The following is a 12,589-nucleotide window of genomic DNA, read 5'->3' as shown; positions in this document are numbered from 1 at the left end:
GTCACAGTTTCTTGACGCTCTTCACGACCTTGACCCCCTTTATGCGGCCGGCCCGGTTGGCGCGCCCGCGCGCGGTCTTCATGCGCAGGCCGCCGCGCTGGCTGCCGATGCGAAGGCCGGTGCCGCCGGCCAGCCAGCCGGAGGAGACGTCCTTGCTCTGGGCCGGGCCGCCCCCGGCCTCGACGGCCATCGGGTCGCTCTCGGCCCGCCGGGCCAGCGCCATGATGAACGGCACGGTGAAGGGCGCGAGGAGCAGGTCGTACAGGGTGGCGGTGAACAGCAGGCCGGTCAGGCCCACGTGGCGGGCGGCGGTGTCGCCCACCAGGGCGCCCACTCCCGCGTAGAGCAGGGTGGAGGAGACCGCGGCGCCGACCACGGTCAGCATCGGTCCCCAGGCGGAGCGGAACCGCCCGCTGTCGGGGCGGACCAGGCCCGCCACGTAGCCGATGAGGCACAGCACGAGCGCGTACCGCCCGGCGGCGTGGTCGGCGGGCGGGGCCAGGTCGGTGAGGAGTCCGGCGGCGAAGCCGATGAGGGCGCCCGTGACGTGCCCGTACACGAGTGCGAGGGCGACGACCGTGAGCAGGACCAGGTCGGGTACGGCGCCGGGCAGTTGGAGCCGGCCCAGGACGGTGACCTGGACGACCAGGGCGACCACCACGAGGGTGGCCGAGAGCAGGATCCGGTTGAAGCGCATGGGCGGTCTGCTCCTACTCGTCGGCCGGCTTGCCGGCCACACCGGCCGACGCGGACGGGGTGACCGTCACGGTGACGGTCGGGGTGGGCTTGGGGGCCTCGGGCTTGGGAGGCAGGACGGCGTCGCGCGGGTCCTCGCGCGGCGGCATGACCACGACGCCGACGATGTCCAGCCGCGAGAACGCGACGGCCGGCTTCACCCATACGGTGCGGGTGAGGTCGCCGCGCGAGGGGTCGACCTTGACCACCTCGCCGATCGGCACACCCGGCACGAAGGGCTTGTTGCCGCGCGAGCCGAAGGTCACGAGGCGGTCGCCGGGGTTGATCTTGGCCTTGCCGTTGAGCATCTGGACGGACATCGCGCGGTCGCCCTGGCCGGTGGCGAAGCCGAGTTCGCCGGTCTTCTCCAGCCGGGTGCCGACGGTGAAGTCGGGGTCGTTGGCGAGGACGACGGTGGCCGTGTCGGGGCCCACGGTGGAGACCCGGCCGACGAGTCCGTCCCCGTTGAGGACGGTCATGTCGCGCTCGATGCCGTCCTTGCTGCCGGCGTCGATGGTGACGGTCCAGGAGAAGCCCTGGGCCGCTCCTATGGCGATGACCTCGGCGCCCTTGATTCCGTACTGTCCGGCGCCGGCCCGCTTGAGCATCTCGTCGAGCTCGCGGACCCGGCTGCGGTTCTGGTCCTCGCTGCCCAGCGTGGCCTTCAGGCGGGCGTTCTCGCGTTCCAGGACGGCGATGCGGTTGTGGCGCTCGCCGGAGTCCCGTACCGCCCCTATGGCGTTGGCGACCGGGTCGACGGCGGTCGACACGCCCTTCTCGACCGGGCCGAAGACCGTTGCGGCGGCTTGCCGGGCACCGTCGACCGGTGACTCCTCGCCCGCTCTGATGTCCACCGTGATCAATGCGAACGCGATGGCGATCAGAAGCACCAGGAGCAGCCGGCTTTCTCGTGTGTCCCTCACGTGCGGCGGCGTGCCTTCCTCGTAGAGATGTGCGAGCGGCGCGGGGCCGCTCCCGTGGAGCCGGTGCTGTCATCGGGGCGGTGGCTCCGCTCCGTTGGAGCCGGGGCTCGCACAGGTCTTTTGCCTGTATATCAACGATCCGCCGCACGGGCTCGGCAGCACCCGTACGGCGGATTCTTGTGTTCCGCGCGGTCCCCGGGCCCCGGGGGCCCGCATCAGCGGCGGGGCTGGGCGTCCAGGACCTGCTGGAGCGCCTCGAACTCCTCGACGCACTTGCCGGAGCCGAGCGCGACGGAGTCGAGCGGATCCTCGGCGATGTGGATCGGCATGCCCGTCTCGCGGCGCAGCCGCTCGTCGAGGCCGCGCAGCAGGGCGCCGCCTCCGGTGAGGACGATGCCGCGGTCCATGATGTCGCCGGAGAGCTCCGGGGGGCACTTGTCGAGCGTCGTCTTGACCGCGTCGACGATGGCGTTGACGGGTTCCTCGATGGCCTTGCGGACCTCCGCGGCCGAGATGACCACGGTCTTGGGCAGGCCCGAGACGAGGTCGCGGCCGCGGATCTCGGTGTGCTCGTCCTTGTCGAGGTCGTACGCCGAACCGATGGTGATCTTGATCTGTTCGGCCGTGCGCTCACCGAGGAGGAGCGAGTACTCCTTCTTGATGTGCTGGATGATCGCGTTGTCGAGCTCGTCGCCGGCCACCCGGATGGACTGTGCCGTGACGATTCCGCCGAGGGAGATGACGGCGACCTCGGTGGTGCCTCCGCCGATGTCCACGACCATGTTGCCGGTGGCCTCGTGGACGGGCAGGCCCGAGCCGATGGCGGCGGCCATGGGCTCTTCGATGATGTGCACCTGGCGGGCGCCGGCCTGCGTGGACGCCTCGATGACGGCGCGGCGCTCCACTCCCGTGATGCCGGAGGGCACGCAGACCACGACGCGCGGACGGGCCAGGTAGCGGCGCTTGTGGATCTTGAGGATGAAGTACCGGAGCATTCGCTCGGTGATCTCGAAGTCGGCGATCACGCCGTCCTTGAGGGGCCGCACGGCGACGATGTTGCCGGGCGTGCGCCCGATCATCTTCTTCGCTTCGGAGCCGACCGCCAGGATGCCGCCGGTGTTCGTGTTGATGGCGACCACGGACGGCTCGTTCAGGACGATCCCCCGGCCCCGCACGTACACCAGCGTGTTGGCGGTCCCGAGGTCGATCGCCATGTCACGGCCGATGAACGACATGTAGTTCCCCTTGTTCCCCATGAGGAGCGTCTGGCCTTCCAGTTGATAGCGGCTGCTGTCAGGTCGGCGAGGTGGGTGTGTGGGTGGAGGCCCCATCGTAGTGCCGGGAGTACGGACACCGCGCGACGGGACTCCGGCAATCCCGCCGGAGCGGATACCCGCCCCCTTAGTGGTGACGTCGTGTTCTGCCCAGTCGTTCCCGGTCGCCGCCGGAAATACCGGAGGGCGACCGAAATTACTTCGGTCGCCCCAGGTCATGAGCGCTGTTTGGCTGATGTCACGTCAGTGAGGGAGTGCTCACAGAGCGGGGAAGAACAGCTTCAGCTCGCGTGCGGCGGACTCCTCGGAGTCGGACGCGTGGATCAGGTTCTCGCGGGTGACGGTGCCGAAGTCGCCCCGGATGGAGCCGGGCGCCGCGGCGATCGGGTCGGTGGGTCCGGCCAGCTGGCGGACACCCTCGATCACGCGTTCCCCTTCCACCACCAGGGCGACGACGGGACCGCTCGACATGAAGCCCATGAGGGGCTCGTAGAACGGCTTGCCCTTGTGCTCGCCGTAGTGCGCCTCCAGGGTCTCCTGGTCCAGCGTGCGCAGCTCCAGCGCGGCAACGGTCCAGCCGGCCTTCCGCTCGATGCGGCCGATGATCTCGCCGATCAGGCCGCGCCGGACGGCGTCGGGCTTGAGCAGGACGAGGGTGCGCTGGGTCATGGTGCGGCTCCTTGCGGCATACGGGTGCGGTGGGACGAATCTACAGGGCCGATACGGTGAACCGTCACGCAGCGTCAGGCGCCCCGGGCGCCTCCTGCGCGGCCGCCCAGCGGGCCTTGATCGCGTCGATCCTGCGCCCGTAGTGCACCGAGCACCACCACAGGCCGGCGAACACGGCGCCGAGGAAGAACATCGTCGGGACGACGAACCCGCTCGCGATCAGCCCGATCTGCAGGACCCAGCCCAGCTGCACCGCGCCGGGCCGCGAGAGCATCCCGCAGAGCAGCACCGACAGCAGCATCGTGACGCCGCAGACCGTCCAGACCTCCGCCTGGGTCAGGTCCGGGTTCTTCATGGCCACCAGGCCCGCGAACCCGATCACGAAGAACTCGCCGATCAGCGTGCTCGCACACAGCGTGCGCATCCTCAGCCCCTCTTCAGCAGCAGGCGGGCCTCGCCCACCGTGATCACGGAACCGGTCACCAGGACCCCGGCCCCTCCGTACTCGGCCTCTTCCTCCGCCAGGGTGATCGCCGCCTCCAGGGCGTCGTCGAGCCGCGGCTCGACCTGCACCCGGTCCGCGCCGAAGACCTCGACCGCGACGCCCGCCAGCTCGTCCGCGCCCATGGCCCGGTGACTGGAGTTCTCCGTCACCACCACCTCCGCGAAGATCGGCTCGAAGGCCTCCAGCACCCCGCGGACGTCCTTGCCCTCGCTCGCGGCCACGACGCCGACCAGCCGGCTGAAGCCGAACGACTCGGTGACCGCCTCCGCGGTGGCCGCCGCGCCCGCCGGGTTGTGCGCCGCGTCGAGGACCACCGTCGGGCTGCGCCGCACGACCTCCATCCGGCCCGGCGACGTCACCGAGGCGAAGGCCTTCCGTACGGTCTCCAGGTCCAGCACCCGCGCGTGCTCCTGGCCGACGCCGAAGAAGGCCTCGACCGCGGCCAGTGCCACCGCCGCGTTGTGCGCCATGTGGGCGCCGTACATCGGCAGGAAGATCCCGTCGTACTCGCCGCCCACGCCGCGCAGCGTCAGCTGCTGCCCGCCGACCGCGACCTCGCGCGAGACGACGCCGAACTCCATGCCCTCGCGGGCCACCGTCGCGTCGACCTCGACGGCCTTCTTCAGCAGCACCTGCGCGGCGTCCACCGGCTGCTGCGCCAGGATGACGGTGGCGCCCTGCTTGATGACGCCGCCCTTCTCCTGGGCGATCTCGCCGGGGGTGGAGCCGAGCCGGTCGGTGTGGTCCAGGCTGATCGGGGTGACCACCGCGACCGAACCGTCGATGACGTTGGTCGCGTCCCAGGTGCCGCCCATGCCGACCTCGACGACGGCCGCGTCGACCGGGGCGTCCGCGAAGGCCGCGTAGGCCATCCCGGTGAGCACCTCGAAGAACGACAGCCGGTACTCCTGCGCGGCGTCGGTCATCTCCACGTACGGCTTGATGTCGCGGTACGTCTCCACGAACCGCTCGGCGGTGATCGGCGCCCCGTCGAGGCTGATGCGCTCGGTGACCGACTGGACGTGCGGGCTGGTGTAGCGGCCGGTGCGCAGCTCGAAGGCGTTCAGCAGGCACTCGATCATGCGGGCCGTGCTGGTCTTGCCGTTGGTGCCGGTCACGTGGATCGAGGGGTACGCGCGCTGCGGCTCGCCGAGCAGGTCCATCAGCGCCGCGATGCGCGTCACGGAGGGCTCCAGCTTGGTCTCGCCCCAGCGGGTGGCGAGCTCCTGCTCCACTTCCTGGAGCGCCTTCGCGGTCTCCGGGTCGGTGGGGTGGGCGGGTACCGGGTCCCCCTGCGGCGGTCCGGCCTGGGCGCGCAGGGTGCGGCTCCCGGCCTCGATCACCGCCAGGTCGGGATCGCGGTCGGACTCTTCCGCCACGATCCGGTCGAACTCGTCGGGGAGGTGGTCAAGATCGTCGGGGCCGTGGCTCTCGGGCTGCTGCTCACTCACGGGCCCAGTCTACGGACGGCGGCCCGCAGGACCTTCGGCCCGGTCGTTTCGGGACCTTCGAGGTGTGGGGCGACCAGATCGTTATGCAAGCCTTGCGGGCAGGAGATTGGGGAACAAATGCCGCAGGCGCGCAGCGAAAAGACGGGTCGCGACACAACGGCTTCCAGCCGCGACATAGGAATCGACCTGGGGACCGCCAACACCCTCGTCTACGCCCGGGGGCACGGGATCGTCCTCAACGAGCCGTCGGTGGTCGCCGTCAGGGCCGGCACGACCACCGCCCTGGCCGTCGGCGCGGAGGCCAAGGAGACCATCGGCCGCACTCCCGGATCCATCACCGCGATCCGCCCCCTCAAGGACGGTGTGATCTGCGACTACGAGGCCGCCGAGGAGATGATCCGGCACTTCGTCCGCAAGGCGGTCCCCGGCCGGCGGACCCGCACGCGGATGGTGGTCTGCGTGCCCTCCGGCGTCACTCCGGTCGAGCGGCGGGCCATCGTCCACGCCTCCACCCGGGCCGGCGCCAAGACCGTGCACCTGATCGAGGAACCGATGGCCGCGGCGATCGGCGCCGGACTGCCGGTGGCCGAGGCGCGCGGCTCGATGGTGGTGGACATCGGCGGCGGCACCTGCGAGGTCGCCGTCATCTCGCTGGGCGGCATCGTCACCTCGCGCTCGCTGCGGGTCGGCGGCGACCGGCTCGACGCGGCGGTCATCGACCACGTGCGCAAGGAACACGGGCTGCTCATCGGCGAGCGCTCCGCCGAGGACGTCAAGGTGGCCATCGGCTCGGCGTGGCCCGTGCCCGACCGGCCCGAGCTGGAGACCCGGACCTTCACCGTGCGCGGCCGTGAGCGGGTCGGCGGCATGCCCAAGACCCTCCGGCTGACCGCCACCGACGTACGGGCGGCGCTCGACGAGCCCGTCGAGGCGATCATCGCGGCCGTCCGCGCCACCCTGGAGGAGTGCCCGCCGGAGCTGTCCGGCGACGTGATGGAGCACGGCATCGTCCTGACGGGCGGCGGCGCCCTGCTGCCGGGCCTGGACCTGCGGATGGCCTCCGCGACCGGCATCCCGGTCTTCGTCGCGGACGACCCGCTGGACTGCGTGGCCCTGGGCTCCGGCAAGTGCGTCGAGGACCTGGACACCCTGGAGGGAGCCCGGTTCGCCTCCGGGGTGCTGCGGGCCTGACCCGTACGGCCGTCAGCCGCGCGGCAGGGTCGCGACCACGAGGTACGACGCCTCCGTGCGGGTGGCGGTCAGCGTGCCGCCCAGGCTCCGGACGCGCTCCGCCATGCTCGCCGTGCCCGAGCCCGCCGAGACCGGGGCGCGGCCGGGGGTCCGGTCGGGCAGCCCGTTGCTCACGGCGATCCGCACCTGCGGGCCGTCCGCCGCGACCGAGACCTCGATGGTCTCCCCGCGCGCGTGCTTCGCGGCGTTGGTCAGGCACTCCTGGACCACCCGGTAGACCGCCGCCTGGCGCAGCGGCGACAGCGCGTGCGCGTCCGGGTCCAGGTCGAGCCGTACGGGTGACCCGGCCCGCCCGCTCTCCTCGGCGAGGGCCGGCAGCCCGTCGACGCCCGGGGTCGCGGCCCGCTCCCCGCGCTGCACGATGATGTCGTTGAGCACCAGGTGCGCCCGGCGCGCGGTGTCGGCCAGCTCCTCGAAGTCCTTGGCGTACGCCGTCCGGCGCGCCCGCACCGACAGCACCTCGGAGCGCACGGTCAGCAGGGTCAGCTCCCGGCCGACGAAGTCGTGGACGTCGCGGGCCACGGAGGTGCGCTCCTCCTGGACGGCCTGGAGCACGGCGGACTCGGCCCGCCGGGCGGTGAGCTCGGCCACCAGATCGTGGCGGTAGGCGGCGATCCCGACGGCCGAGGCCAGCACCCCGATGGGCACGACCAGACTGAGGAAGGCGCTGAGGGTCTCGACCCGCGGCTCGGGCCAGCCCGGCAGCAGGAACATCAGCAGCGCGAAGGCCACATAGACGAGGGTGGCCAGGATCCCGGCCCGGCGGCCCCGGTAGCGGCCCACCGAGTACAGGGCGAACTGGATCAGGGTCAGCTCGTGCAGCCAGCCGATGAACAGCAGCGCGGCGAGGAAGGAGAGCCAGGGCATCCGGCGCCGCAGCAGCAGGGTCGAGCAGCCCCCCGCCAGGACACAGGCGGCGAGCGGGCCGTTGAGCGAGTTGTCCGCGGCGGCCAGGCCCGGCAGGTCCAGCGACATCAGGCCCAGGCAGCCGAGCGCGGTGAGCACGTCCAGCGCCCTCGGAGAGGCGGCCGAGCACTCGGCGAGCCGACGGCCGGTGGCCACGGCCCAGTGGAGCGCCGAGGCGACGGGCTTGACGTGCATGCCCTCCATCATCCGTGGTCGGCCGGGCGGATCGGATCCGGCCGGACCGGATAAAAAGTGATATGAGGCACTCCGGACGGGCCGGAACCAGAGTCGGACGGCCCCGGGTACAGGAGACCTTCCGCCCTGCCGTCGCCCCGCCCGCCGTTCATAGGGTCGGGGCATGAGCACCGATGCCCCCCGCCCCGTCCGGCCCGCCCGGGGCACGGCCCTGCTCCTGCTCGTCGGCGGCCTGGTCGGCACGCTGGCCTCGGGCGTCCTCACCCACGACCGCCTGCGCACCCTGGAGGACCCCCTCTTCTCCCCCGGGTGCAACGTGAACGCGGTCCTCAGCTGCGGCGACGTGATGGCCACCTGGCAGAGCAACCTGCTGGGCTTCCCCAACATGCTCCTCGGCCTCGCCGGTTTCGCCGCCCTCGCGGGCGTCGGCCTGGCCCTGGTCGCCGGGGCCGTCCTGCCGCGCCGGCTCTGGCTGGGCCTGTGGGCCGTGATCGCCGCGGGCTTCGCCTTCACCGTGTGGCTGATCGGGCAGTGCCTGTACGTCATCGGGGCGCTGTGCCCGTGGTGCATGGCCGTCTGGGCGGTGATGATCCCGCTGTTCTGGTACGTCACCCGGCACCTGGCGAAGCCCGGCTCGATGCTGCGGGCGGTCCCGCACTGGCTGGTGCCGCTCGCCCTGTACGCGGTGCTGACCGGGCTGATCGCCGCCGAGTTCGGCAGCCGCCTCCTGTGACGCCCAGCTGCGGAGCACCGGCCCCGGTCCCCTCCCCCGGCGGGGCGGAACGCGGAGAAGGCCCCCGTACCGTCGTCCGGTGCGGGGGCCTTCTGCGTACCGCCGGGTCCTAGGCGGGCGGCAGCGCGTCCAGCTGGGCCTGGATCCGGACGATGTCCGACCCGGCCTTGGCCAGCCGGCCCTTGATCTTGTCCACGACGTTGTCGGGGGCCTTGGCCAGGAAGGCCTCGTTCCCGAGCTTCGCCTCGGCCTGCTGCTTCTCCTTCTCGGCGGCGCCGAGGTCCTTGGAGAGCCGCTTGCGCTCGGCCGCGACGTCGATCGTGCCGGACAGGTCGAGCGCGACGGTGGCGCCGCCGACCGGGAGGGTCGCCGTGGCGCTGAACTCCTCGCCCTCGGGCTGGAGGCGCAGCAGCTGGCGGATCGCCGGCTCGTGCGCGGCCAGCGCCGTACCGGCCAGGTCCAGGCGGGCCGGGACCTTCTGGCCCGGCTGGAGGCCCTGGTCGGCGCGGAAGCGGCGGACCTCGGTGACGACGGCCTGGAGGTTCTCGATCTCGGCCTCGGCGGCCTCGTCGCGGAAGCCGCTGTCCTTGGGCCAGTCCGCGATGACCAGGGACTCCCCGCCGGTCAGGGTGGTCCACAGGGTCTCGGTGACGAACGGGACCACCGGGTGCAGCAGGCGCAGGGTGGTGTCCAGGACCTCGCCGAGGACCCGGCCGGAGACCTCGGCGCCCTCGCCGCCCGCGAAGAAGGTCGTCTTCGACAGCTCGACGTACCAGTCGAAGACCTCGTCCCACGCGAAGTGGTAGAGGGCCTCGCTGAGCTTGGAGAACTGGTAGTCGTCGTAGTACGCGTCCACCTGCGCGACCGTCTTGTTCAGACGGGACAGGATCCAGCGGTCGGTCGCCGACATCTTCTCGACCGGCGGCAGCTCGCCCTCGATCGTCGCGCCGTTCATCAGCGCGAAGCGCGTGGCGTTCCAGATCTTGTTGGCGAAGTTGCGGGAGGCCTGGACCCAGTCCTCGCCGATCGGGACGTCGGTGCCGGGGTTGGCGCCCTTGGCCAGGGTGAAGCGGACGGCGTCGGAGCCGTACTTGTCCATCCAGTCCAGCGGGTCGACGACGTTGCCGAAGGACTTCGACATCTTCTTGCCGCGCTCGTCGCGGACCAGGCCGGTCAGCGCGATCGTCTTGAAGGGGACCTCGCCGTCCATGGCGTACAGGCCGAACATCATCATCCGGGCGACCCAGAAGAAGATGATGTCGTGGCCGGTGACCAGGACGTCGGTGGAGTAGAACTTCTCCAGGTCCGGGGTCTTCTCCGGCCAGCCCAGCGTGGAGAACGGCCACAGGCCGGAGGAGAACCAGGTGTCGAGGACGTCGGTGTCCTGCGTCCAGCCCTCACCGGTCGGGATCTCGTCGTCCGGTCCGACGCAGACGATCTGACCCTCCGGGCCGTACCAGATCGGGATCCGGTGACCCCACCACAGCTGGCGCGAGATGCACCAGTCGTTGAGGTTGTCGACCCAGTCGAAGTACCGCTTCTCCATCTCCTGCGGGTGGATCGTGACGCGGCCGTCGCGGACGGCGTCGCCCGCCGCCTTGGCGAGCGGCTTGACGCCGACCCACCACTGGAGGGACAGCCGCGGCTCGACCGTGGTGCGGCAGCGCGAGCAGTGCCCGACGGAGTGCTGGTACGGGCGCTTCTCCGCGACGATGCGGCCCTGCTCGCGCAGGGCGCCGACGATCGCGGACCGCGCCTCGAAGCGGTCCAGCCCGAGGAACGGGCCGTGGACGGTGATGACGCCGTGCTCGTCCATGACCGTCATGTTGGCGAGGCCGTGCCGCTGCCCGATCGCGAAGTCGTTCGGGTCGTGCGCCGGGGTCACCTTGACGGCGCCGGTGCCGAACTCCGGGTCGACGTGCGTGTCGGCGACGACGGGAATGGTCCGGTCCGTCAGCGGCAGCTTGATCTGCTTGCCGACCAGGTGCGCGTAGCGCTCGTCGTCCGGGTGGACCGCGACGGCGGTGTCACCGAGCATCGTCTCGGCGCGGGTCGTGGCGACGACCAGGGAGTCCTCGCCCTCGCCGTAGCGGATCGAGACGAGCTCGCCCGCGTCGTCCTGGTACTCCACCTCGATGTCGGAGATGGCCGTCAGACAGCGGGGGCACCAGTTGATGATGCGCTCGGCCCGGTAGATCAGGCCGTCGTCGTAGAGCTTCTTGAAGATCGTCTGAACGGCCTTGGACAGGCCCTCGTCCATGGTGAAGCGCTCGCGCGACCAGTCGACGCCGTCGCCGAGGCGCCGCATCTGGCCGAGGATCTTGCCGCCGTACTCTTCCTTCCACTGCCAGACCCGGTCGACGAACTCCTCGCGGCCCAGGTCGTGGCGGGACTTGCCCTCCTCGGCGAGCTGCTGCTCGACCTTGTTCTGGGTGGCGATGCCGGCGTGGTCCATGCCCGGCAGCCACAGCGCCTCGTACCCCTGCATCCGCTTGCGGCGGGTCAGGGCGTCCATGAGCGTGTGCTGGAAGGCGTGCCCCAGGTGCAGGGAGCCGGTGACGTTCGGGGGCGGGATGACGATGGTGTACGGCGGCTTCTCGCTCGCGGGGTCGGCCGTGAAGTACCCACGCTCCACCCAGCGCTCGTAGAGCTTCCCCTCTACCTCGGCCGGCGCGTACTGGGTCGGCAGTTCGGAGTCGGGGGCGCTGGGTGTCTGCGTGTTCTCGGTCACGGGGCACAGTTTAGAGCGGTAACAGTCCAGTCATGAAACCGGTAATCCAGGGGCCCGCCGCCCTGCCCGCTCCCGGCTTCCGTCAGGATGTGAGGGACGCATAAGCAACCTCATTGGGGGACGCGGGATGAGCCACAACCAGCCGGGACCGTACGGACAGCAGCCGCAGCAGCCCGGCCCGTACGGACAGCAGCCGCCGGCGCCCGGCCCGTACGGCCAGGGCGCGCCCCAGCCCGGGTACGGCTACCCGCAGCAGCCGGGCGTTCCCCCGCAGGGCTACCCCCAGCAGCCGGGGTACCCGCAGCAGCCCCCGCAGCAGGGCTACGGCTACCCGCAGCAGCCGGGCGTACCGCCGCAGGCCCCGTACGGCGGGATGCCCCCGCAGCAGCAGCCGAAGAAGTCCAAGACCCTGGTGATCGTCGCCGCGGTCGTCGCGGTCGCGGTGATAGCGGGCGGCGGCTGGTACTTCCTGAAGGGCAGCGGCTCGGACGGCGCCGTCGCGGCCGACACCAAGGGCTACAAGCTGGTCGCCCCGGCCGCGGTCGACGACTTCAAGCAGGACCCGAACTACGGGAAGAGCAAGAACGAGTTCACCGACAAGGAGAAGAAGGAAGCCGAGGCGGCGGGCATCAAGAACCCGGTCCAGGTGGGCATGAACTACCAGGCCGGTGACCCGAAGAACCCGCTGTCGGCCAAGATCCTCAACTTCCAGGGCCTCTACGGCGAGCTCGCCGACCCGGAGAAGAGCGTCGACGGCTACTTCGCCATGGCCAAGCTGAACATCGCCAAGGAGGACAAGGACACCGAGATCGAACTCATCGGCAGTCCGCAGGCGATGACCCCGGCCGGCTTCAAGGGCGCCGTGATGAAGTGCCAGAACTTCAAGTTCAAGGCGAAGAAGGCCACGACGAAGGGCCCCCAGGAAGCCACGCTCCCGATCTGCATCTGGGGTGACTTCAGCACCCTGAGCGTGGTCACGGCCACCGACGCGGCCTCCGTGCTCGCGGGCAAGGCGGGCTACACGCTGGAGCAGACCGCGGAACTCACCGCGAAGCTCTACAACACCTCCCGCGTCAAGGTCTGACCCGGCGCAACGCGAGAGGGGGGGGCCCCCCCCGGGGGGGGGGGGCCCCCCCGGGCCGGGGGGGGGGGGCGCGGCCCCGGGGGCGGGGGGGGGGTCGGCGCCGGCAGGGCGGGCGCGCGGGGCGCGGGAGGG

Annotated in this window: 11 protein-coding genes; 3 read left to right on the top strand and 8 right to left on the bottom strand. The window is 71.3% G+C overall.

Annotation, left to right across the window (positions count from 1 at the left end; translation table 11 throughout):
- Position 1: 1 nt before the first annotated feature.
- The 6 genes from mreD to folC all read right to left on the bottom strand — a co-directional run bounded on the left by mreD (position 2) and on the right by folC (position 5,557).
- Entirely contained in the window at positions 2 to 697 is a 696-nt protein-coding gene (gene mreD / locus ACZ6S8_RS37185) for a rod shape-determining protein MreD (RefSeq protein ID WP_469462516.1), read from the bottom strand.
- Between the two features lie 13 nt (positions 698 to 710).
- Positions 711 to 1,658 carry a rod shape-determining protein MreC gene (gene mreC, locus ACZ6S8_RS37180; RefSeq protein ID WP_469462514.1) on the bottom strand — a complete coding sequence of 316 codons (948 nt, stop codon included), beginning with the start codon at positions 1,656 to 1,658 and terminating at the stop codon, positions 711 to 713.
- 215 nt (positions 1,659 to 1,873) lie between these two features.
- Positions 1,874 to 2,893 carry a rod shape-determining protein gene (locus tag ACZ6S8_RS37175; protein WP_008738981.1) on the bottom strand — a complete coding sequence of 340 codons (1,020 nt, stop codon included), beginning with the start codon at positions 2,891 to 2,893 and terminating at the stop codon, positions 1,874 to 1,876.
- 297 nt (positions 2,894 to 3,190) lie between these two features.
- A complete protein-coding gene (gene ndk / locus ACZ6S8_RS37170) occupies positions 3,191 to 3,601 on the bottom strand; it encodes a nucleoside-diphosphate kinase (RefSeq protein ID WP_469462512.1) in 411 nt (136 codons plus the stop codon).
- A 64-nt stretch (positions 3,602 to 3,665) separates the two neighbouring features.
- A complete protein-coding gene (locus ACZ6S8_RS37165) occupies positions 3,666 to 4,025 on the bottom strand; it encodes a DUF4233 domain-containing protein (RefSeq protein ID WP_469462511.1) in 360 nt (119 codons plus the stop codon).
- Between the two features lie 2 nt (positions 4,026 to 4,027).
- Positions 4,028 to 5,557: a bifunctional tetrahydrofolate synthase/dihydrofolate synthase gene (gene folC / locus ACZ6S8_RS37160; RefSeq protein ID WP_469462510.1), complete on the bottom strand. Its 1,530-nt coding sequence runs from the start codon at positions 5,555 to 5,557 to the stop codon at positions 4,028 to 4,030.
- A 117-nt stretch (positions 5,558 to 5,674) separates the two neighbouring features.
- On the opposite strand from folC, the gene ACZ6S8_RS37155 reads away from it, so the two are divergent.
- Complete coding sequence (locus ACZ6S8_RS37155) at positions 5,675 to 6,748, top strand: rod shape-determining protein (RefSeq protein WP_469462508.1); 1,074 nt, start codon at positions 5,675 to 5,677, stop codon at positions 6,746 to 6,748.
- Between the two features lie 12 nt (positions 6,749 to 6,760).
- Here ACZ6S8_RS37155 and ACZ6S8_RS37150 read toward each other — a convergent pair whose 3' ends face one another.
- A complete protein-coding gene (locus ACZ6S8_RS37150) occupies positions 6,761 to 7,909 on the bottom strand; it encodes a sensor histidine kinase (protein ID WP_469462506.1) in 1,149 nt (382 codons plus the stop codon).
- A gap of 163 nt (positions 7,910 to 8,072) precedes the next feature.
- On the opposite strand from ACZ6S8_RS37150, the gene ACZ6S8_RS37145 reads away from it, so the two are divergent.
- Positions 8,073 to 8,642: a vitamin K epoxide reductase family protein gene (locus ACZ6S8_RS37145; RefSeq protein ID WP_469462505.1), complete on the top strand. Its 570-nt coding sequence runs from the start codon at positions 8,073 to 8,075 to the stop codon at positions 8,640 to 8,642.
- Between the two features lie 109 nt (positions 8,643 to 8,751).
- Here the strand turns inward: ACZ6S8_RS37145 and ACZ6S8_RS37140 are convergent, their stop codons facing one another.
- Complete coding sequence (locus tag ACZ6S8_RS37140) at positions 8,752 to 11,373, bottom strand: valine--tRNA ligase (RefSeq protein ID WP_469462504.1); 2,622 nt, start codon at positions 11,371 to 11,373, stop codon at positions 8,752 to 8,754.
- A gap of 127 nt (positions 11,374 to 11,500) precedes the next feature.
- Between ACZ6S8_RS37140 and ACZ6S8_RS37135 the strand changes: the two genes are divergently transcribed.
- The gene (locus tag ACZ6S8_RS37135) at positions 11,501 to 12,457 is read left to right on the top strand and encodes a hypothetical protein (protein ID WP_469462503.1); all 957 of its coding nucleotides are present in this window, start codon (positions 11,501 to 11,503) and stop codon (positions 12,455 to 12,457) included.
- The last annotated feature ends 132 nt before the right edge of the window (positions 12,458 to 12,589 follow it).

The sequence above is a fragment of the Streptomyces sp. NPDC048461 genome (assembly GCF_055587105.1).
The sequence above is the reverse complement of the archived record's forward strand: the minus strand, read 5'-3'. Positions and strand labels throughout refer to the sequence as shown.